General features: G+C 68.8%; 19 protein-coding genes. 11 read left to right on the forward strand and 8 right to left on the reverse strand.

All coding sequences use genetic code 11. The features are described from left to right. The 5 genes from KHC19_RS19750 to KHC19_RS19770 are packed head-to-tail and all read right to left on the reverse strand — an operon-like array spanning position 1 to position 5,449. The gene (locus KHC19_RS19750) at positions 1 to 1,410 is read right to left on the reverse strand and encodes an FAD-binding oxidoreductase (protein WP_213354672.1); all 1,410 of its coding nucleotides are present in this window, start codon (positions 1,408 to 1,410) and stop codon (positions 1 to 3) included. Beyond that, the gene (locus tag KHC19_RS19755) at positions 1,410 to 2,726 is read right to left on the reverse strand and encodes a cytosine deaminase (protein ID WP_213355162.1); all 1,317 of its coding nucleotides are present in this window, start codon (positions 2,724 to 2,726) and stop codon (positions 1,410 to 1,412) included. The genes KHC19_RS19750 and KHC19_RS19755 overlap by 1 nt, the downstream gene beginning before the upstream one ends. 30 nt (positions 2,727 to 2,756) lie before the next feature. Then, complete coding sequence (locus KHC19_RS19760; protein WP_213354674.1) at positions 2,757 to 3,563, reverse strand: ABC transporter permease; 807 nt, start codon at positions 3,561 to 3,563, stop codon at positions 2,757 to 2,759. 13 nt (positions 3,564 to 3,576) lie between these two features. Then, positions 3,577 to 4,380: an ABC transporter ATP-binding protein gene (locus tag KHC19_RS19765; RefSeq protein ID WP_213354676.1), complete on the reverse strand. Its 804-nt coding sequence runs from the start codon at positions 4,378 to 4,380 to the stop codon at positions 3,577 to 3,579. Between the two features lie 25 nt (positions 4,381 to 4,405). Further along, a complete protein-coding gene (locus KHC19_RS19770) occupies positions 4,406 to 5,449 on the reverse strand; it encodes an ABC transporter substrate-binding protein (protein ID WP_213354678.1) in 1,044 nt (347 codons plus the stop codon). A 412-nt stretch (positions 5,450 to 5,861) separates the two neighbouring features. Between KHC19_RS19770 and KHC19_RS19775 the strand changes: the two genes are divergently transcribed. From KHC19_RS19775 to KHC19_RS19785, 3 genes are read left to right on the forward strand one after another with little or no spacing between them, the layout of a single operon-like run. Continuing rightward, a complete protein-coding gene (locus KHC19_RS19775) occupies positions 5,862 to 6,257 on the forward strand; it encodes a RidA family protein (RefSeq protein WP_213354686.1) in 396 nt (131 codons plus the stop codon). Positions 6,258 to 6,288: 31 nt separating this feature from the next. Then, entirely contained in the window at positions 6,289 to 7,107 is an 819-nt protein-coding gene (locus tag KHC19_RS19780; protein ID WP_213354688.1) for a creatininase family protein, read from the forward strand. Between the two features lie 17 nt (positions 7,108 to 7,124). Further along, on the forward strand, positions 7,125 to 8,147 hold the full coding sequence (locus KHC19_RS19785) for an Ldh family oxidoreductase (protein ID WP_378297049.1): 1,023 nt from the start codon (positions 7,125 to 7,127) through the stop codon (positions 8,145 to 8,147). Between the two features lie 103 nt (positions 8,148 to 8,250). Here the strand turns inward: KHC19_RS19785 and ppa are convergent, their stop codons facing one another. After that, positions 8,251 to 8,778, reverse strand: a complete 528-nt coding sequence (ppa, locus tag KHC19_RS19790) for an inorganic diphosphatase (RefSeq protein ID WP_213354690.1) — start codon at positions 8,776 to 8,778, stop codon at positions 8,251 to 8,253. A 216-nt stretch (positions 8,779 to 8,994) separates the two neighbouring features. Between ppa and KHC19_RS19795 the strand changes: the two genes are divergently transcribed. The 8 genes from KHC19_RS19795 (at position 8,995) to KHC19_RS19830 (ending at position 18,903) form a co-directional block, all read left to right on the forward strand. After that, the gene (locus tag KHC19_RS19795; RefSeq protein ID WP_213354692.1) at positions 8,995 to 9,201 is read left to right on the forward strand and encodes a hypothetical protein; all 207 of its coding nucleotides are present in this window, start codon (positions 8,995 to 8,997) and stop codon (positions 9,199 to 9,201) included. Beyond that, entirely contained in the window at positions 9,201 to 9,962 is a 762-nt protein-coding gene (gene aztA / locus KHC19_RS19800; RefSeq protein WP_213354694.1) for a zinc ABC transporter ATP-binding protein AztA, read from the forward strand. Before KHC19_RS19795 ends, aztA begins: the two co-directional genes overlap by 1 nt. Beyond that, positions 9,959 to 10,831 carry a metal ABC transporter permease gene (locus KHC19_RS19805; RefSeq protein WP_213354696.1) on the forward strand — a complete coding sequence of 291 codons (873 nt, stop codon included), beginning with the start codon at positions 9,959 to 9,961 and terminating at the stop codon, positions 10,829 to 10,831. Before aztA ends, KHC19_RS19805 begins: the two co-directional genes overlap by 4 nt. Positions 10,832 to 10,843: 12 nt before the next feature. Further along, complete coding sequence (locus KHC19_RS19810; protein ID WP_213354704.1) at positions 10,844 to 11,830, forward strand: metal ABC transporter substrate-binding protein; 987 nt, start codon at positions 10,844 to 10,846, stop codon at positions 11,828 to 11,830. 180 nt (positions 11,831 to 12,010) lie between these two features. Further along, on the forward strand, positions 12,011 to 12,985 hold the full coding sequence (locus KHC19_RS19815) for a CobW family GTP-binding protein (RefSeq protein WP_213354712.1): 975 nt from the start codon (positions 12,011 to 12,013) through the stop codon (positions 12,983 to 12,985). A gap of 97 nt (positions 12,986 to 13,082) precedes the next feature. Beyond that, entirely contained in the window at positions 13,083 to 14,072 is a 990-nt protein-coding gene (locus KHC19_RS19820) for a WD40 repeat domain-containing protein (RefSeq protein WP_213354714.1), read from the forward strand. Between the two features lie 189 nt (positions 14,073 to 14,261). Then, entirely contained in the window at positions 14,262 to 17,768 is a 3,507-nt protein-coding gene (locus KHC19_RS19825) for an autotransporter family protein (protein ID WP_213354716.1), read from the forward strand. Between the two features lie 394 nt (positions 17,769 to 18,162). Beyond that, positions 18,163 to 18,903: an acetoacetate decarboxylase gene (locus tag KHC19_RS19830; RefSeq protein ID WP_213354718.1), complete on the forward strand. Its 741-nt coding sequence runs from the start codon at positions 18,163 to 18,165 to the stop codon at positions 18,901 to 18,903. Positions 18,904 to 19,185: 282 nt separating this feature from the next. Here KHC19_RS19830 and KHC19_RS19835 read toward each other — a convergent pair whose 3' ends face one another. Both KHC19_RS19835 and KHC19_RS19840 read right to left on the reverse strand, forming a co-directional pair. Next, positions 19,186 to 20,142: a nickel/cobalt transporter gene (locus KHC19_RS19835; RefSeq protein ID WP_343207764.1), complete on the reverse strand. Its 957-nt coding sequence runs from the start codon at positions 20,140 to 20,142 to the stop codon at positions 19,186 to 19,188. Next, positions 20,139 to 20,714, reverse strand: coding sequence for a DUF1007 family protein (locus tag KHC19_RS19840; RefSeq protein WP_246549267.1), 576 nt, complete (start codon positions 20,712 to 20,714; stop codon positions 20,139 to 20,141). The genes KHC19_RS19835 and KHC19_RS19840 overlap by 4 nt, the downstream gene beginning before the upstream one ends. Positions 20,715 to 20,935 lie beyond the last annotated feature (221 nt).

The raw sequence follows: 20,935 nt of genomic DNA on the forward strand, positions 1-20,935 counted from the left end.
CTATGCGAGGCCCTGGAACAGATAGAGGCGGCCGGAGGCGAGGTCGAAATCCGGGTTCTCCCAGCCGATCATCTTGCCGGGATTGAGCAGGCCGGCGGGATCGGCCTCGCGCTTGAAGGCCAGCTGCACGGCGTCGGTCTGCTTCATGCCGCCTTCCTCCAGCGTATAGCGGTGCGGGTTGAAGACGACGGCGCCCATTTCCTCGTGGATGGCGATGATCTCCTCCAGCCGCTCCTCGGTGGTGAATTGCACCAGCGGCAGGCCGAAGCAGGTGACCTTGCCGTCGAAGCGCACGAATTCGAGATGCGCCGGCACCTCGGCGCCGAGCCGGGCATGGAGGCGGGCGACGAGATCGAGCTGGTGCGGGAAGGGGTAGAGGGTCTGCAGATAGGTGATCGCCGGATCGACGCGCAGCGCGCGCAGCGTGGTGTGGTTCCAGGCGAGCTCGTATATCGGCGGCAGGCCGGCCCGGCGTTCCGCCGGCACAAGGTCGGAGCGGAACAGGAACTCGCCGCCATGACGGGTGGTGAAGGCGGCGAAGGCGTCGGCGGCGAGCACGTCGACCATGGCGAGCACCACATGCTTGCCATCGGGAAGGAACGGCCGGTGCCGCAGGAAATAAAGCTGCGGTACCGGGGCGGCGACGACGCTGACCAGCTTCTTCGCCAGCGCGTCCTGCTCGCCCAGCGCATTGGCATAGGAGCAGGCGCGGCCGAAATCGTCGAAGCCGATGATGGCCTCCAGCCAGCCATAGGCGGGGGCGAGCGGCATCGTCACCTCGGTGATGATGCCGTTGGTGCCATAGGCATGGGCGACCTTGCCCACCTCCTCGCCGGTGAGACGGAGCACGCGCGGCTGCCGCTCCATGGTGACGACGGTGAGGCCGAGGATGTTGCCGAGGTCGCGCAGGCCGCCCCACATGATGGAGCCGACCCCGCCGGAGCCGCCGGCGATGAAGCCGCCGATGGACGCCGTGCGATAGGTGGACGGGGAGAGGCGCAGCTCTTGCCCGGTGGCGCGGGTGGCGGCGTCGATGTCGGCGAGGAGGGCGCCGGCCTGCGCCACCACCCGGCCGGGGGCGATGTCGAGGACACGGTCCATGCCCGACAGGTCCAGCACCACGCCGCCGGCGAGCGGCATGGCCTGGCCGTAATTGCCGGTGCCGGCGCCGCGGGGCGTGACGGGAATGGCGAGCTCGGCGCAGGCTTCGAGGACGCGCACGACATCGTCCTGCGAGGCGGGATACGCGACGAGATCCGCGGCCACGGCATCGAGCTGGCGCTTGAGGATGGGCGAGTACCAGTAGAAGTCGCGGCTCTTCTGGCGGACCAGCGCCGGATTATCCTCGAGGCGGATGCCGTCGAGCCGGGTCCGCAGGGCGGCGAGGTCGTAGCGAGGGCGGTCGCTCATCAAGGTTCACCCATCAGTTCGTCGAGTTCGGCCGGGTCCGGCGGCGTGGTGTCGATGCTGCGGCCGGCCCGCAGCACCAGGCGGTCCGATTGCGGCCGGGACAGCAGCTCGCCGAGGCTGCGCGCGCGGAACAGCGACAGGTCGGCCGGCGCGCCGGTCGCCAGCAGGCCGGCGCCGTCGAGGCCGAGCGCGGTGGCCGGCCGGGCGGTGACGATGTCCGGCCACTCCGCGAAGGGATGGTCGAGATGGGCGATGCGGGTCGCCTCGCGATACACCTCGATCAGGTCGAAATCGCCATAGGCGTAGAAGGGGTCGCGCACATTGTCGCTCGCCACCATCACCGGAATGCCCCGCGCGCGCATCTCGTGCAGCAGGGTGACGCCGCGCTGGCGCGGGGTGCGGGCCGGCGCGCGGTCCTGCAGATAGAGATTGCACATCGGCAGGGCGGCGACGCTGATGCCGGCGCGGGCGACGAGATCGAGCGTGCGGTCGACCTCCTCCGGCGGCTGCCGGGCCAGCGAGCAGCAATGGCCGACGAGGATGCGGCCCTGGAAGCGGCGGCGCAGCGCGGTGCCGGCGATGCGGGCGAGCGCGTGGGCGCCCGGATCGAGGGTCTCGTCGACATGGAAATCGAGATCGAGGTCGTGCCGCTCGGCGGCGGCGAACAGGCGCTCGAGCCCGGCATCGAGATCCGCGGACATATAGGTGAAGGCGCCGAGGACGCCGCGCTGGCGGATGACCGACTCCAGCACCGGCTGGAAGGCGCGGTCGTCGAGCGCCTGCTCGACCGGCAGCAGCGCCACCGCCTGGAGGGCGATGCGGTCCGCCCATTGCTCGCGCAATTCGGCGAGGACCGGCCAGGAGATGGCGGTCTGCGGACCGATGCAGTCGAGATGGGTGCGCAGCGCGACGGTGCCATGCGCATGGGCGCAGCGCAGGGCGAAATCCATGCGGCGGGCGAGGTCGGCGGCGGTCCAGCGTGCCTGCCGGTCGGCATCGGCGGCGGCGAGGGCGCCGGCGAAGCTGCCGTCGGGGTTGGGCCGGCGCGCCCAGATGAACGCCTTGTCGAGATGGGTGTGGGCATCGACGAGGCCGGGCAGCACCAGCGCGCCGTCGAGATCGAGGCGCGGCAGCGGGTGATTGGTCTCGCCATGCGGCGTGAGGCCGGCAATGGCATTCTCGACGATGAAGACGTCGAGTTGCACCAGCCCCTCGCGGTCGGGCACCAGCGCGAGTTCCGGCGCCAGCGCGGCCGGGGTGCGCACGCCGGCGAGCACATAGGCGTCCGGTGGGTTGGCGAGGAAGGCGGCGCGCATGGCGGAGTTCACGGCTCGATCCCTCGCTTCTCAGTTGCCCGTGCCGAGCGCGCTCTCGTGCCAGCGCCGCAGGAGCAGCCAGGAGAGGAGGCTCAATGCGGCATAGATGAGGATGCCGGCGAGAGAAATCAGCAGGAGGGCGGCGAACATGCGGGGGATATTGAGCCGGTAGCCGGATTCGACGATGCGGAAGGCGAGGCCCGAGCCCTGTCCGGCCGAGCCGGCGGCGATCTCGCCGACCACCGCGCCGACCAGAGCGAGGCCGCCGGCGATCCGCAACCCGCCGAGGAAATAGGGCAGGGCGGTGGGCAGCTGCAGCAGGCGCAGCGTCTGCAGGCGGCCGGCGCCGGACAGGCGGAACAGGTCGCGCAGGTTGGCGTCGACCGAATTCAACCCCAGCGTGGTGTTGGACAGGATGGGGAAGAAGGCGACGATCCAGGCGCAGGTGAGCACGGCGGTGTCGGTGGACAGGTAGATCAGCATCAGCGGCGCGATGGCGATGAGCGGCGTCACCTGCAGGATGATGGCGATGGGGAACAGCGAGAACTCGACGATGCGCGCGGAGGCGAAGACCAGCGCCAGCGCGCCGCCGCCGACCGCGGCGAGGACGAGGGCGACAAGGGTGGTGCGCAGCGTCACCATGAGCGAGCCGAGGAGCACCGTGCGGTCGGCGACCAGCGTGTCGAGGACGCGCAGGGGGCCGGGCAGGATGTAGGGCGGCAGATCGTTCAGCCGCACCACGAGGTCCCAGCCCAGCACGACGAGGCCGAGCACCGCCACCGGGAGCGCCCAGCGGAACGGCGAGTTCTCCAGGCGGTGGGTGATGCGGAGCGCCATGGACGGTGCCTCGTCAGCCGGCGTTCATGGCGGCGGCGAGCGCGGTGGAGGCCTGCCGGCACAGGGCGACATATTCCGGCGAGGTGCGGAAGGCCTCGTCGCGCTCCAGCGAGGGATCGATGGCGAGTTCGGCGGCGACCCGGCCAGGACGGGCGCGAAACACCAGGATGCGGGTCGACAGGTAGACCGATTCGAACACCGAATGGGTGACGAAGACGATGGTGCAGTTCAGCTGGCGCCAGACCTGCAAGAGATCGTTGTTGAGCTTGAAGCGGGTGATCTCGTCGAGGGCGGCGAAGGGCTCGTCCATCAGCAGCAGGCGCGGCTTCGTCACCAGCGCGCGGGCGATGGAGACGCGCATCTTCATGCCGCCGGAAAGCTCGCGCGGATAGGCGTCGCGAAACGCCTCGAGCCCGACCAGCTCCAGCGCCTGCATGATCGCCGGCTCGGCCTCGCGGCGCGAGGTGCCGGCGAGCTTGAGCGGCAGGTGGACATTGCCGAACACGCTCGCCCACGGCATCAGCGTCGGCTCCTGGAAGACGAAGCCGACGGAGGGATGGGGGGAGGCGGCCTTGCCCGGGTGCTCGCCGTTGAAGTCGATGCGGCCGGAGGTCGGCTCGGCGAGGCCGGCGATCAGCCGCAGCGCCGTCGACTTGCCGCAGCCGGACGGGCCGAGCAGCGAGAGGAACTCGCCGCGGCGCACCTCCATGTCCAGCCCCTCGAGGGCGGTCACCTGGTTGCCGAAGCGCTTGCCGACGCCGGAAAGGGCGAGCAGCGGCGCGCCGGCTTCCGGCCCGGCGGGGCGGGTCTGTTGCATGACGGCGCTCACGCGCGGGCGCCGCTCATTTCGGCGCCAGTTCCTTGCCGACGCCCTTGTTCACGAACTGCGTCGTATAGGATTTCCTGTAGTCGATGCCGGCCTTGACCACCTTGGCGCGCACCATCTTGTCGTAGAAGCTGGTGATCTTCGCGTCGGTCATCGCGCCGACGCCCAGGCTCCTGGCGTCGCCGGAATCGACGATGCCATACGCCTTCAGCTTCTCGATGGAGAAGGCGATCATCTCGTCGGTCATTTCCGGGTTGTCCTTCCTGATCAGCGCATTGGCCTTGGCGTTGTCGCCATATAGGTAGTTATACCAGCCGATGATCGAGGCATCGACGAAGCGCTGCACGAGGTCCGGGTTCGACTTCACCAGCTCGGTGCGGGTCTCGATGGTGGTGGAATAGGTGTCGAAGCCCTGGTCTGCCAGCAGGAACAGCTTCGGCTTGAAGCCGCCCTGCTTCTCCACCGCATAGGGCTCGGAGGTGATGTAGCCCTGCATGGCGCTGTTCTTGTCGGCGAGGAACGGCGCGGCATTGAAGGTGTAGGGCTTCACCTGGCTCTCGCTGAAGCCGAAATCCGAGACCAGCCACTGGTAGTAGCTGGCGAGGCCTTCCTTGGAGATGAACAGGGTGCGGGTCTTCAGATCCTCGAAGGTCGCGACGTCGGGATGGGCGATGAGGACCTGCGGGTCCTTCTGGAACAGCGCGGCGACGATCACCGTCGGGATGCCCTCCACCACCGAGGAGAAGGCCTGCAGCATGTTGGCGCCCATGTAGAAGTCGATCTTGCCCACCGGCAGCAGCAGCCGGTTGTTGGCCTGCGGGCCGCCGGGCAGGATGGTGACGTCGAGCCCGTATTTCGCATAGGTGCCGTCGACCACCGCCTGGTAGAAGCCGCCATGCTCGGCCTGCGCCACCCAATTGGTGCCGAAGGTCACCTTGTCGGCGGCCTGCGCGGGAGTGGCGAGGAGGTTCGCAAGGCCCGCCGTCAGCGTGGCGACGGCGAAGGCGAGGGAACGCAGGGCAGAGCGGCGCGACACGATGTTGCGCGAAATCTGGCGCATGGACGGGATCTCCCAACAGGCAATGCCGCCATACTAGGCGAGCTTAAAGCCGATGCACATATGCCCCGCACGGCCTTGTCCGCACAAATTTGCGGGCTTAAGAGTCGGGGATGGAACGACCCTTCCATCCGATGAACCTCATCCCGAGGTGCCCGGCGTTCGGCCGGGCCTCGAAGGATGCGCGTCCGGGTGCGCGAGGCGAGCATCCTTCGAGGCTCGCTGCGCTCGCACCTCAGGATGAAGGCGTGCCGGGGAGGGGTTTTTTGACGTCGCGCCTTGTAGCTCGTGCGTCGGGTGCGCCCGGAGGAGCGTCCTTCGAGGCTCGCTGCGCTCGCGCCTCAGGGTGAGGGCGCGCGGGTGGAACGGATCTAACGGGGGCACGGCTGTGCGGCGGGCCCTTCAAGGACATAGCATGCTGCGCCATCTTCTCCCTTCCGCGGTCCGCCGCCCCTTCGCGCGCTACAGCCACGCCGTCGAGGTGACGGCCGGGGCGCGGCTGCTGCTCACCTCCGGCCAGCTCGGCATCTCCCCGGACGACGCCATTCCCGACAGCGCCGAGGAGCAGGCGGAGCTGTGCTTCCGCGCCATCGCCGCCTGCCTCGCCGAGGCGGGAATGGCCCCCGCCGACATCGTGCGGCTGAACGCCTATGTCACCGATCGGGCGCATATGGCGGGCTACATGGCGGCCCGCGACCGGTTCGTCGCCGATCCGCCGCCCGCCTCGACGCTGATGATCGTTTCCGGCTTCACCCGGCCGGAATTCAAGGTCGAGGTCGAGGCGCTGGCGGCGCGGCGCGATCGGGACTAGAACCCGCTCCTCCTTCCCCGGACATCGAGACATGCCGCCCAAACGCTTCTGGACCGAAATGAGCTGGACCGACTTCGCCGCGGGCGATGTCGGCAACTGGATCGCCGTGCTGCCGGTGGCAGCGGTGGAGCAGCACGGGCCGCATCTGCCGGTCGGTGTCGACCAGATGATCGGGCAGGGCTATCTCGATGCGGTGATGACGCTGCTTCCCGACGACCTGCCGGCGGTGTTCCTGCCGATGCAGGCGATCGGCAAGTCCAACGAGCACATCTTCTTCCCGGGCACGCTGACGCTTTCCGCCGAGACGCTGGCCCGCGCGTGGATCGAGATCGGCGAGAGCGTGCATCGCGCCGGGGTGCGGAAGATCGTGCTGGTGAACTCGCATGGCGGCAACGTCTCCACCCTCGACACCGTGGCGCGCGAGCTGCGCGCCCGGCTGGGCATGCTGGCGGTGACGGTGTCCTGGCATCGCTTCGGCTATCCCGAGGGGCTGTTCTCTGCCACCGAACGCCAGCACGGCATCCATGCCGGCGGCATCGAGACGTCGCTGATGCTGGAGTTCCGCCCGGACATGGTGCGGGAAGACAAGATCGACAATTTCGTGCCGGCGACGCTCGCCATGGAGCAGGAATTCGATTTCCTGCGCGCCGGCACGCCGGCCGGCTTCGGCTGGATGTCGCAGGACATCAACCCGACCGGCGCCATGGGCGACGCCACCGAGGCGGATGCCGAGAAGGGCCGGGCCTGCGCGGCCTATGGTGCGCGCGCCTTCGTGGCGCTGCTCGCCGACGTGCACCGCTTCGACCTCTCGCGCCTGCCGGCCGGGCCGCTCGGCGGCGCCGCGACATGAATGCTCCCGTGAACGCGATGGATATGACCGCCATGCCGCTGCGCCTGACGCTGGACGAGGCTCGCGCCTATGCGGGCCGGGTGCTGGAAACCTTCGGCGCCGCGCCGGCCAATGCCGCGATCACGGCGCAGGCGCTGGTGGCGGCGGAGGCCGACGGGCTCGGCAGTCATGGTCTCGCCCGCCTGCCGAGCTATTCGGCGATGGTGGCGGCCGGCAAGATCGACGGCCACGCCGTGCCGACCAGCCGGCGGGTGGCGGCGAGCGTGCTCAGCGTCGATGCCGGCAACGGCTTCGCCTACCCCGCCATCGAGCATGCGCTGCCGCTGGCCGAGGAGATCGCCCGCGAGACCGGCATCGCGCTGGTCTCAATGCGGCGGTCCAGCCATTTCGGCGTCGCCGGCCAGCCGGTGGAGAAGCTGGCCGAGCGCGGGCTGGTGGCGCTGGCCTTCTCCAATGCCTCGGCCTCCATCGCCCCGTGGGGCGGGAAGAAGGCGGTGTTCGGCACCAACCCGCTCGCCTTCGCCACGCCGCTGCGCGACCGGCCGCCGGCGGTGGTCGACCTCTCGGTCGCCAAGGTCGCGCGGGGGAATGTCCTTGCCGCCGCCCAGCGCGGCGAGCCGATCCCCGAAGGGTGGGCGCTCGACAAGGACGGACGGCCGACCACCGATTCCAAGGCGGGGCTGGCGGGAACCATGGTGCCGATGGGCGAGGCCAAGGGCACGGCGCTCGCCTTCCTCATCGAGGTGATGGCGGCGGGGCTGACGGCCTCCACCTTCGCCTTCGACACGCCGAGCTTCTTCGACGGCGAGGGCCCGCCGGCGGCGGTGGGGCATGTGATCATGGCCATCGATCCCGGCCGCACCGCGGGAGCGGCCTATCTCGACCATATGGAGCGGCTGGCGGCGACCATCGAGGGCGAGCCCGGCGCGCGGCTGCCCGGCCAGCGCCGCCTCGCCAATCGCGAAAAGGCGGCGCGGGACGGGGTGAGCGTGCCGCCGGCCCTGCGCACGGCGCTGGCGGGGATGGGGTTCAAGGGCTGAGCCCCGCACGCCGCGGCCGCATCTCCGCGCCGGCATGACGAAGGGCCGCCCGCTGACGGCGGACGGCCCCTTGATCACGGATATCGATGCCGCCGGCGGCAGCTCACTTCTTGGCGGCTTCGATCGCCTTGAGGATCAGCTCGTGGGCGCGCTCGGGACCGTGCCAATCGTCGATATTGACGGTCTTGCCCTTCTCCAGATCCTTGTAGTGGGTGAAGAAGTGGCCGATCTGCTCGACGATGAGCGGCGGCAGGTCCTTATAGGTCTTCACGCCCGAATGGTACGGGTAGACGCTGTTGGCGGGCACGGCGAGGATCTTCTCGTCCTTGCCCTTCTCGTCGCTCATCAGCAGCACGCCGACCGGGCGGCAGGGGATGACGCAGCCGGCCATCAGCGCCACCGGCGAGAGCACGATCACGTCGAGCGGATCGCCATCGTCGCCGAGCGTCTGCGGGATGAAGCCGTAATTGCCCGGATAGAACATCGGCGTGTGCAGGAAGCGGTCGACGAAGATCGCGCCGGATTCCTTGTCGAGCTCGTACTTCACCGGCGCGCCGCCGGCCGGGATCTCGATGACGGCGTGGATCTCCTCCGGCGGATTGGGTCCGGTCGAAATGCGTGAGATGTCCATGAACGGGCTCCAGATCGAAAATGCCGGGCACTCCGGCGGAGAAAGCGCCTTCTAATAGGTCGGAGCAAGCCTGCCGTCGAGAGCGGCCGCGCGGGCAATTCGGCTGATATGCCGCAGTGCGATGAAAATTCCGCATTTGCGATGAGATAAAGTATCGAATGGCTGGACGCGGTCGGTCGATATGTTGTATCACTTCGATCGTCATCGAGGTTCCGCATGTCCGTGCATCACCCTTCACACGATCATTCGCACCCGCATCACGCGCACTCCCACCCTTCGCATCCGCTTGGCACCCGCCATCCGGCGGCGGCGGTGGCGCCGTCGCTGCTGCGGCTTTCCGCGCTCGCGCGGCTGATGATGGTGCTGCCGGTGGTGGCGCTGCTCTGGGCGGCGGCGCTCGCCGTGCTGTGGGGAGCGGCGTGATGGGCGAGGTGCTGGCCTTCCGCGACGTGACGCTCGGCTATGACCGGCATCCGGCGGTGCATCATCTGAGCGGCATCGTGAATGCGGGCGAGCTGATCGCCGTCTGCGGGCCGAACGGGGCAGGCAAGTCGACGCTGCTCAAGGGCGTGATGGGCCTGTTGCCGCCGCTGTCGGGCAGCATCGCCCGGCCGGATGGCGGACGGGCGCGCATCGCCTATCTGCCGCAGGCGGCCGAGGTCGACCGCTCCTTCCCGATCTGCGTCTACGATCTCGTGGCGCTCGGGTTGTGGCGGCGGACCGGCCTGTTCGGCGGCGTCTCGCGTGCCGACCGCGAACGCATCGCCGCGGCGATCGCCGCGGTGGGGCTGGAGGGCTTCGAGCGCCGCGCCATCGGCACGCTGTCCGGCGGGCAGATGCAGCGCGCGCTGTTCGCGCGGCTGCTGCTGCAGGACGCGGAGATCATCCTGCTCGACGAGCCCTTCACCGCCCTCGACACCGCCACGGTGAGCGACCTCGTGGCGCTGGTGGAGCGCTGGCACGGCGAGGGACGCACCGTGCTGGCGGTGCTGCACGATCTCGAACTGGTGCGGGCGCATTTCCCGCGCACGCTGCTGCTGGCCCGCTCGCCGGTCGACTGGGGCGAGACGCGCGCGGTGCTCACCGCCGCCAATCTGAGCAAGGCGCGGCGCATGTGCGAGGCCTGGGACGAAGGCGCCCATGCCTGCCAGCCGGAACGCCCGGTATCGGAGCGCGCGGCATGAACCCCTATGATCTGCTGATCGCTCCCTTCGCGGAATTCGACTTCATGCGCCGTGCGCTGGTGGGCGTGGTCGCGCTCGGCCTCGGCGCCGGCCCGGTCGGCGTGCTGATGATGCTGCGGCGCATGAGCCTCGCCGGCGACGCCATGGCGCATGCCATTCTGCCCGGCGCGGCGGTGGGCTTCCTCGCCGCCGGGCTGAACCTGTTCGCCATGACCATCGGCGGCCTTGTCGCCGGCTTCGCGGTGGCGCTCGGCGCCGGCGCGGTGGCGCGGGCGACGCAGATGAAGGAGGACGCGGCGCTCGCCGCCTTCTACCTCGTCTCGCTGGCGCTCGGCGTCCTGCTGGTCTCGCTGCGCGGCTCGAATGTCGACCTGCTGCACGTTCTGTTCGGCACCGTGCTGGCGCTGGACGATCCGACGCTGCTGCTGATCGTCGGCGTCTCCACCCTCTCCATGCTGACGCTGGCCCTGCTGTGGCGGCCCATGGTGGTGGAATGCGTCGATCCCGGCTTCCTGCGCTCGGTGAGCCGGGCCGGCGGGCCGATCTATCTGATCTTTCTCGGCCTCGTGGTGCTCAACCTCGTCGGCGGCTTCCACGCGCTCGGCACGCTGCTCGCCGTGGGGCTGATGATGCTGCCGGCCGCCACCGCCCGCTTCTGGACCGGCGACCTCACCGCCATGGTCGGGGTCGCCGTGCTGGTCGCCTGCGGTTCCGGCATCGTCGGGCTGCTGGTCTCCTATCATCTCGGCGTGCCCTCCGGGCCCGCCATCATCCTCGTCGCCGGCGGCGCCTATGCGCTGTCGGTGCTGGTCGGCCCCATCGGCGGGCTGCTGCCTCGCCTGATGCCTCGCCGGCATCTCGAAGCCTGAAGGAGTTCATGCATGAAGCTCTCCCGTCTTGCCGCGGCGGCGTCGCTGCTCGTGGCGCTGGTCGCTCCCGCGATGGCGCAGTCCGATGCCGGCGCGCCGGATGCCAAGCTGCCGGTCGTCGCGTCCTTCTCGATCCTCGGCGATCTCGTGAAGAATGTCGGCGGCGATCGCGTCGCCGTCTCGACGCTGGTCGGCGCCGATGGCGACGCGCATGTGTTCCAGCCGGCGCCCGCCGACGCCAAGAAGGTGGCGGCCGCCAAGGTGGTGTTCGTCAACGGCCTCGGCTTCGAGGGCTGGATGGAGCGCCTGGCGAAATCCTCCGGCACCAAGGCGGCGATCGTCGTCGCCTCCAAGGGCGTCGAGGCCCGCGACATGGAAGAGGAAGGGCATGACCACGCCGATGATCATGCCAAGGGCGACGGCCACGACCATGATCACGACAAGCAGGCGCATGCCGGCCACGACCACGGCGCCACCGATCCGCATGCCTGGCAGTCGGTCGGCAATGCCGAGATCTATGTCGCCAACATCCGCGACGGGCTGATCGCCGCCGATCCGGCCGGCAAGGCGAGCTACGAGGCCAACGCCGCCGCCTATCTTTCCAAGCTGCAGGCGCTCGACGCCGAGATCAAGGCGGCGGTGGCCCGCATCCCGGCGGACAAGCGGCGGGTGATCACCTCGCACGACGCCTTCGGCTATTTCGAGGGCGCCTACGGGCTGGAATTCATCGCCCCGCAGGGCGTCTCGACCGAGAGCGAGGCCTCGGCCAAGGACGTCGCCCGCATCATCCGGCAGATCAAGGCGGAGAAGATCCCGGCGGTGTTCATGGAGAACATCTCCGATCCGCGGCTGATCAAGCGCATCGCCGACGAGACCGGCGCCAAGATCGGCGGCACGGTATTTTCCGATGCGCTGTCCGATGACAAGGGACCGGCCGCCACCTATATCGACATGATGCAGAACAACATCCGCGAGTTCTCGGCCGCGCTGTCGAGCTGAGTTGCGCAGAGCCGCCGTCATGCCCGGCCGTCATGCCCGGCCTTGTGCCGGGCATCCACGCCTTCGTCGCGGCGGCGAGGATGGCGGCGGCAAGGGCGGCGGCGGAAAGACATGGATGGCCGGGCCAAGCCCGGCCATGACGCGTTGAATGACTGGCGCGCGCCAGAGGAGATCGAGACCATGGCCGAAGCTGTATCCGAAAAAATCCCCGTCACCGTGCTGACCGGCTATCTCGGCGCCGGCAAGACGACGCTGCTCAACCGCATCCTCTCCGAGCCGCACGGCAAGAAATTCGCCGTGGTGGTCAACGAGTTCGGCGAGATCGGCATCGACAACGACCTCGTGGTCGGCGCCGACGAGGAAGTGTTCGAGATGAACAACGGCTGCATCTGCTGCACCGTGCGCGGCGACCTGATCCGCATCATCGACGGCCTCTTGAAGCGCAAGGACGGCTTCGACGGCATCATCGTCGAGACCACCGGCCTTGCCGATCCCGCCCCGGTGGCGCAGACCTTCTTCGTCGACGAGACGGTGGGCGCCAAGACGGCGCTCGACGCGGTGGTGACGGTGGCCGACGCCAAATGGCTGAAGGACCGGCTGAAGGACGCCCCCGAGGCGAAGAACCAGATCGCCTTCGCCGACGTCATCCTGCTCAACAAGACCGACCTCGTCTCCGAGGAGGAGCTGAAGGACGTCGAGCTGCGCATCCGCGCCATCAACCCCTTCGCCCGCATCCACCGCACCCAGCGTTCCGACATCGCCATCGACAAGGTTCTGGGGCAGGGGGCGTTCGATCTCGACCGCATCACCGCCATCGACCCGGACTTCCTCGAGGGCGGCCACAAGCATTTCCACGACGAGGACATGCGCTCGGTGTCGTTCACCAGCGACCTGCCGCTGGACCCGGACAAGTTCTTCCCGTGGATCCAGGAGCTGACCCAGCGCGAGGGGCCGAACATCCTGCGCTCCAAGGGCATCCTCGCCTTCAAGAACGACCCGGAGCGCTTCGTCTTCCAGGGCGTGCACATGATCCTCGACGGCGACCACCAGCGCCCGTGGAAGGATGGCGAGCCGAAGACGAGCCGCATCGTCTTCATCGGCCGGCAGCTCAACGTGCCGGAGCTGGAAAAGGGGTTCCGCGCCTGCGTGGCGTGAAGCGGCCGTTCCAGGGCGGGCTGCGTGACGGCGGGCGCAATATGCGCTAGTCGGGCGCAGCCCTTCGCGTTTTCGGATCCGAGCTCGACAAGCAGACATGGCCGCCACCAGCACTCCCTCGTCCCTCACTTCCAAGCTGCGCGTGCATGCGCTGGACGGCGCGGTGGTCGGCGCCGCCTATCTCGGCACCACGCCGGTCTTCGCGCTGGCCGAGGGCGTGCTCGCCTTCGCCGGCGAGGAGCCGCTCCGCGTCGAGGCGCACAAGGGCGTGCTATTGTCGCTCGCCGCCGATGCGCGCTCGATCCTCACCGGCGGCGACGACGGGCGGGTGGTGCGCACCCGTGGCGACGGTTCCACCGAGGTGGTGTTCGAGCAGAAGGGGCGCTGGATCGACCAGGTGGCGCTCGGCGCCGACGCGGTGGCCTTCTCGGTCGGCAAGACCGCTCATTTCAAGCCGGCCAAGGGTGAGACGAAGACGCTCGACGTGGCTTCCAGCGTCGGCGGGCTGGCCTTCGCCTATAAGGGTACGCGGCTGGCCGTGGCGCATTATGGCGGCGTCACGCTGTGGTTCCCCAATGCGCAGGCCAAGCCCGAGCTGCTGGAGTGGAAGGGCTCGCATCGCGGCGTCGCCTTCAGCCCCGACATGCGCTTCGTGGTGACAACCATGCAGGAGCCGGCGCTGCATGGCTGGCGGCTCGCCGATGGCGGGCACATGCGCATGAGCGGCTATCCGGCGCGGGTGAAGTCGATGGCGTTCACCGCCGGGGGCAAGTTCCTCGTCACCTCCGGCTCCAACGAGGCGATCCTCTGGCCTTTCGCCAGCAAGGAAGGCCCGATGGGCAAGCAGCCGACCATGCTGGCGCCGCGCGACGTGCGCGTCTCCTGCGTCGCCGCGCATCCCAAGGACGAGGTGATCGCGGTCGGCTTCGAGGACGGCATGGTGATGATGGTGCGCATCTCCGATGGCGCCGAGATCCTGGTGCGGGCGCCCGATGCCAGCCCGGTCGCCGCCATGGCCTGGCGCGCCGATGGCGGGGCGCTGTGCATCGGCACCGAAGGCGGCAAGGCCGGCGTGCTGGTGCTGTAGAGCGCGGTTGCCCGAAAACGTGGCCGCATCAACGCGTTAGTTTCGGGGCGCTGTTGCCGTTGCGCCACGTTGGCGCGCCGTCGGAGAGGACGGGCGCAATTCGGCCCGTGGCATGCGCGAGCGTCACCCGATTGTCATCCAGGCTGGTTAGCCCATCATTCCGCTAGGGATAGGGCTTGGGGTGCCTCGATGACCAACCGCTTCTTCTCGTCGGCGAGCGGCCGCGCGCTGCTCGCCGCCAGTTCGCTGCTGTTCGCGCCGCTCGCCGCGCGCGCCGACAGCTTCACGGTGCCGGCCGGGACCACCCAGACCAAGCAGCAGACGGTGTCGGGCACCGATAGCGGCCGTGTCGAGGCGGGCGGCGTGCTCGACGTGACCAAGAGCGCGGTGATCTGGGACGGCCCGGCGACTGGCGCGGGGATCGTGATCGTCAATGACGGCACCATCACCAGCGAAAAGCGGGCCTTCGACACCGATGGCGAGGTGAGCGGCCGCTACGCGCTGACCAATAACGGTACGATTTCCTCGACCGATGACGGCTTCCGCCTCGACGACGCCTTTGCCGGCGGCGATCTCACCGTGGTCAATAACGGCTCCATCACCTCGCAGGAGGGGCAGGCCTTCGATCTCGATTCGGCCAATGATGCCACCGCCAAGGTGCGGATCGAGAACGCCGGCACCATCACCGCCAACGCAAACGACGCGGTGCGCCTCGGCGGCGGCACCATCGAGCTGATCAATTCCGGCACCATCCAGACGCTGAGCGACGAGGACCGGGCGATCAAGTTCGACGACGAGGCGAATGTCGAGACGTTGCAGTCGTTCAGGCTGGTCAACGAGGCGGGCGGGCGGATCATTGGCGGCGACGACGCCATCAAGATCGCCGCCGAGACCGATACGACCACCGCGAGGATCGACATCGAGAATCACGGGCTGATCGACGGCGGCGCCGGGCAGGCGCTCGACTTCGCCGACCTGACCTCGCCGGACAACGTCATCCTCGTCACCAATTACGGCACGCTGCAGTCCAGCGAGGCGGACGGCATCCGTCCCGGCGCCGGGGCGAGCGTGATCAATTACGGCCTCATCCAGTCCACCGACCTCACCAGCGACGGCGACGGCATCGACTTCCAGGAGGCCGGCGGCAGCGTCGTCAACAAGACGGGCGGCAGCATCTACGGCGCCAAGCACGGCATCACCGGCGACGGCGCGCTCCCGCTGAGCGACGAGCCCGATGCCGGCAACTGCTTGCGTTCTGGTTGCGTCATCGCCGAGCCCGCCGCGGTCTCGGTGATCAACGAAGCCGGGGGCCTGATCATCGGCCGCAACGGCTCGGGCATCAATGTCGACAGCAGCGGCGACACCTTGGTGAGGGTGATCAATTACGGCATCATCCGCGGCGAAGTGACCGGCCTCCTCGACGATGACGGCGAGGCCGATGGGGTGGCCGATGGGGACGGCGACGGCGTCGATGTCGATGGCAAGGTCGAGCTGCACAATTACGGGTTGATCCAGGGCACCGGCGCCACCGGCACCAATGACGGCGTGCCCAATACCGCCGACGGTCTCGCGATCGGCGGCGGCCTGATCCACAACCATGCCACCGGCGTCATTGAGGCCTTCGACAACTACCCCAATGAGGGGGCCGACGATGTCGGCCGGGCGATCCTGGTCGATGACAGCAACCAGGGGCCGGCGCCCTTCGCCACCACGCTGATCAACGAAGGCATCATCCGCTCGGACGGGGTGGCGGTGACCTTCATCGGCGACAATGCCGACACCATCGACAATGCCGGCACTATCCAGAGCGACAATGCCAAGGCCGTCGACATGGGCGGCGGCGACGACCTGTTCATCTACCGCGCCGGCAGCACGGTGACGGGCTATGTCACCGGCGGCGACGGCAGCGACACCTTCCGCCTCGCCGGCAGCGGCAGCTTCGCGCTGGAGCTGCTGGGCAACGACGCGCAATATCGCGATTTCGAGGCGCTGTTCCTCGGTTCCGACGCCAGCTACGCTCTCACGGGCTCATCGAGTTTTGCCGGCAATGTGACGCTGGACGGGCAGCTGAACCTCAACGGCTCGCTGGCCTCCGCCAATGTCGCCATGGGTAATGGCGCGCGCCTTTCTGGCAATGCCAGCCTCGGCGAGCTGACGGTGAATTCCGGCGCCACCGTGTCGCCGGGCAATTCCATCGGCACCATCAACGTCGCCGGCACCGTCAGCTTCAATGCCGGCTCGACCTATGTGGTGGAGGCCAATGCGACGACCTCCGACCAGATCGTCGCCGGCACCTCGGCGATCAATGGCGGCACGGTGGTGATGTCGATCGCCGACGGGCCGATCAATGTCGGGCAGGTCTACACCATCGTCTCGGCGCAGCAGACCACCACGCCGGACGGGCAGTTCACCTCGTTGGTGGCCCCTGACTACCTGTTCATCGACCCGACGCTCGGCAAGGCCGGCGCCTCGATCACCGTGACGCTGGCGCGCAACGGCACCTCCTTCGCCAGCTTCGCGCAGAGCGCCAACCAGGCGGCGGTGGCGAATGCGCTCGATGCGGCGGGCAAGGGCACGCTCTATTCCAGCATCGTCTCGCTGCAGCCGGGCGAAGAGGGCGCGCTGCCGGCAGGCTACGACCTCACCTCCGGCGAGGCGCATGCCTCGCTCGGCACCACGCTCTATGGCCAGAACACGCTGGTCGCCGACACGCTGGTCTCGCGCCTGCGCCAGGCTTCCGCCTCTGCCGCGGCGGGAACCCAGGCCGCGGCGCTGGGCTTCGGCGGCCCGGCGACCGCCTATGCCGCCAAGGCGCCGGCCGCCACCAGCCCGATCCCGGTGAAGGCGCCGCCGGCGCCGGCCCCCGGGGCGGCCTATGCGGGCTGGGTTCAGGGCTATGGCCAGTGGAGCACCGCCGACGGCAACGGCAATGCGGCCGAGGTCAACTCCTCGCTCGGCGGCTTCCTCGCCGGCGGCGACGTGACGATCGGCAACACCACCTTCGGCCTCGCGGCCGGCTATGTGTCGGCGTCGAGCGACGTCGACGACCGCCTGAGCAGCGTCGATGCCGACACGGCGCTGATCGCCGCCTATGCCGGCACCAGCTTCGACGCCTGGCGGCTGCGCGCCGGCGCCTCCTATGGCTGGAGCGACATCGACAGCCGGCGCACCGCCAGCCTGCTCGGCATCACGGAAAACCCGCGCGCCTCCTATGACGGCTCGACCGCCAACCTGTTCCTGGAAGCCGCCTATGCGGTGGAGATGAACAGCGTCGCGCTGGAGCCGTTCGCGCAGATCGCCTGGAGCTGGGTGAACACCGACAGCTTCACCGAAACCGGCGCCCCGGCGACCGGGCTGAGCTCGTCCGGCCTGTCCTTCGACACGCCCTATTCGACGCTCGGCTTCAGGCTGGCGACCAGCCTCGCGACGGCGGGCGGCACGCTGACCCCGCACGCCTCGCTGGCCTGGCGCCATGCCTATGGCGACATCACGCCGGAAGCGGCGATGGCGTTCATCGAGACCGGCAGCGGCTTCAGCGTCGCCGGCGCGCCGATCGCGCAGGACAGCTTCGTGGTGGGCGCCGGGCTCGGCTTCGATGTCGGCGCCAACCTGTCGCTGAACATCGGCTATGAGGGGCAGTTTGGCGACGCGGTCGAGACCAACGCCCTCAAGGGCGGGCTGACCTACCGGTTCTGAGGGGCGGCTTCGTCTGAGTTCATGCCATGTCGGCGCTGGCTCCCTCTCCCCGCGCTGAGTTCGGCTGTTGCCGAGCTCAGCCTCAAACGAAGTCAACATCGGATAGATCCGATGTTGACGGAGAAGGGTGGGGTGAGGGGGCTTCTTGGCTTGCCGATCGCGAGAGCCCCTCACCGACCCGCTTCGCGGGCCACCTCTCCGTCGAAACCGGATATTTCCGGTTTCGACCTTGCCGGAGCCGAACTCGGCAACAGCCGAGTTCGGGTGGGGAGAGGGTAAGAAAAGCGGCGCTTGCCTTCGCCCGGTGAAAAGCAGCCGGCGAACCGGCAATGTGAGGCTACCGCACCGCCGCAAATAGGCTAGGCTTGATGCATCGCAGCGAGGACCGCAGGCCATGAAGATCGAGGACGTCCGCAAGACCGCCTATTCCATGCCGCTGACCAGCCCTTCCTATCCCAAGGGGCCGTATCGCTTCTTCAACCGCGAATATTTCATCATCACCTACCGCACCGATCCGGCGGCGCTGGAGAAGGTGGTGCCCGAGCCGCTGAAGGTGGTCGAGCCCATCGTCAAATACGAGTTCATCCGCATGCCGGATTCCACCGGCTTCGGCGACTATACCGAGACCGGGCAGGTGATCCCGGTGGAGTTCGAAGGGCGCAAGGGCGGCTTCGTCCATTCCATGTATCTCGACGACGAGGCGCCGATCGCCGGCGGCCGCGAGCTCTGGGGCTTCCCCAAGAAGCTCGCCAAGCCCAGCTTCGAGGTCGAGAGCGACGTGCTGGTGGCCAAGCTGAATTATGGCAGCGTGCTCTGCGCCTGCGGCACCATGGGCTACAAATACGAGGCGCTCGACAAGGACGCGATGCTGAAATCGATGCTGGCGCCGAACTGGATGATCAAGATCATCCCGCATGTCGACGGCTCGGCGCGGATCTGCGAGCTGGTCGAGTATTATCTCGAGGACGTGACCATCAAGGAGGCCTGGACCGGCCCGGCGGCGCTCGGCCTGTTCCCGCACGCCATCTGCGACGTCGCCAAGCTGCCGGTGCTGGAAGTGCTGGGCGCGGTGCACATCAAGTCCGACCTGACGCTCGGGCTCGGCAAGGTGGCCTATGACTATCTGAAGGACTGAGCGGGAGACAGTCATCCCGGATGGCGGATGGCCGTTCCGGGATCGCGCGGACATGGGAAACCAGTTCCGGCTCCGCGCCTCGCTTCGGCCCGTATGACGTAGACGGAGCGGGCCGGCGTGCTTCGAGGCTCGCTGCGCTCGCACCTCGGCATGAGGGGCATTGTTTCGGGAAGCCGCCTCATGAGGGGCGCTGTTACGGGGAAGCAACCTTCCTCATCCTGAAGTACCCGGCTTTGCCGGGCCTCGAAGGACGCAGGCGGCCGATGCCGCGGCCCGGATCGCTCACCCCAGCCCCAGCCGCTCGCTGGCCATGAAGCCGAACAGCAGCGCCAGGCCAAAGGCGACGAGGGCGAGGGCGGCGGCGAGTTCCACCGCCCGCAGCGCCACGGCGACGCCATTGCCCTCGCGTTTCGCCGCCAGCCGCACCGCCAGATGCTTGGCGAACACCGCGATGGCGGCGATGGCGCTGACGGTGATCGCCGTGCCCACCCCCATCAGCGCGGTGGAGGCGGCGCCGACCCAGAAGATGCCCTGCGTCAGCGAGAACACCAGCACCAGGATGGCGCCGCTGCAGGGGCGCAGGCCGACCGAAAGCACCGCCGCCCACCATTCCCTGACGCCGCCGCGCGGCAGCGCTTCCGGCCCGGGCAGATGCGCATGACCGTCCTCGCAGGCCTCGCCGGCGGCGTGGGCGTGGTCGGGCTCGCCGCGCCAGGCGCGCAGGAGCGCCCGGCCCTTGACGAAAGCGAGGCGGGTGCCGAGCAGCACGATCAGCGCATAGGCGGTGATCTCGATGAGGAACACCGCGCGCTGCATGGTGGCGGCGGTGGCGCCGAGCACGACGGCGAACAGGCCGGCCACCAATATGGCGGTGAGCGACTGGGCGAGCGCGCTCGCGAAGGCGAGGCCGATGCCACGCTTCAGGCTCGCCTCGTTGGCGAGCAGGTAGGAGGAGATCACCGCCTTGCCGTGGCCGGGACCGGCGGCATGGAAGATGCCATAGGCGAAGGAGATGCCGCCGAGCAGGTACAGCGCCGAGCCGTCCTGCTTGGCCGCGCGCACCGCGCCGGTGAGCAGCCGGTAGAATTCCGCCTGCTTGGCGAGGATGAAGCCGGCGAGGCCGTCCGGCGCCGGCGGGGCCGCCATGCCGAACGGCGTCTGCGCGACGGCGGGGAAGGCGAGGGCGACGAGGCCGGCGGCCGCGAGGACGGCCAGCGCCGGCGGCACGAGGCGCCTCACGGGCAGCTCACCGTGGCGCGATTGGCGAATTGCGAGCCGAAATTGCTCGCCGAGGTCAGCGCGTTGAAGAAGCCTTCCGACAGGCTGGTGGAGCCGGCGGCCGGATCGGGCCGGTGCACGTCCACCGTGCAGCCGGACGGGCTGCCGGCGAGCTTCACCGGATCCTTGTCGGCGAGCTGGAAGGCGACGAAATAGGTGGGGTCGTAGACGTCGACGGCGGTGCTGCCCTTGGCGGCAAGCGGCTTCTGCAGCGGCAGGGTGAAGTGCAGCGTCAGCGCGGTGCCGTCATAGGTGAGGCTGTAATCGCGCGGCGGGGCGAAGGGGAACTGGTCCTTCCCGCGCTTGGCATAGGTGAAATAGTCGAACTCCTTGAGGGAATCGATGTTCACCTGCGCGAGTTCGGACAGCGTCTTCTCGGTCGGCTTGCCGTCGGGCGTCTGCTCCAGTCCCTGAAGGGCGAAGGAGGAGAAGCCTTCGTCGAAGGTCCAGTCGTGACGCACCCCGGTGAGGCTGCCGTCGGGGCCGTAGAGCAGCTGGGAATGGATCACCACCCACACATGCGGATGCGCCATGGCCGGCGCCGCGAGCGCGGCCAGGGCCAGCAGGGCGGCGGCGAGGCGGAGAGCGAGACGTGGGGCGAGACGGGGCAAAGGCCGATTCCCGGTGAGGTGCGTGACGCCATTGATCGCTGCGGAGTTCGACCGAAACGTGACAGGAGGCCCGCGAAAGGCGACGGTTGCCCGGCGGGGGGCGGCTGTCTCGTCGTCTCTTCTCCCCGCGGGGCCCATCCTGA

It is taken from the genome of Ancylobacter oerskovii (assembly GCF_018390555.1).
GTDB classification, from domain to species: domain Bacteria; phylum Pseudomonadota; class Alphaproteobacteria; order Rhizobiales; family Xanthobacteraceae; genus Ancylobacter; species Ancylobacter oerskovii.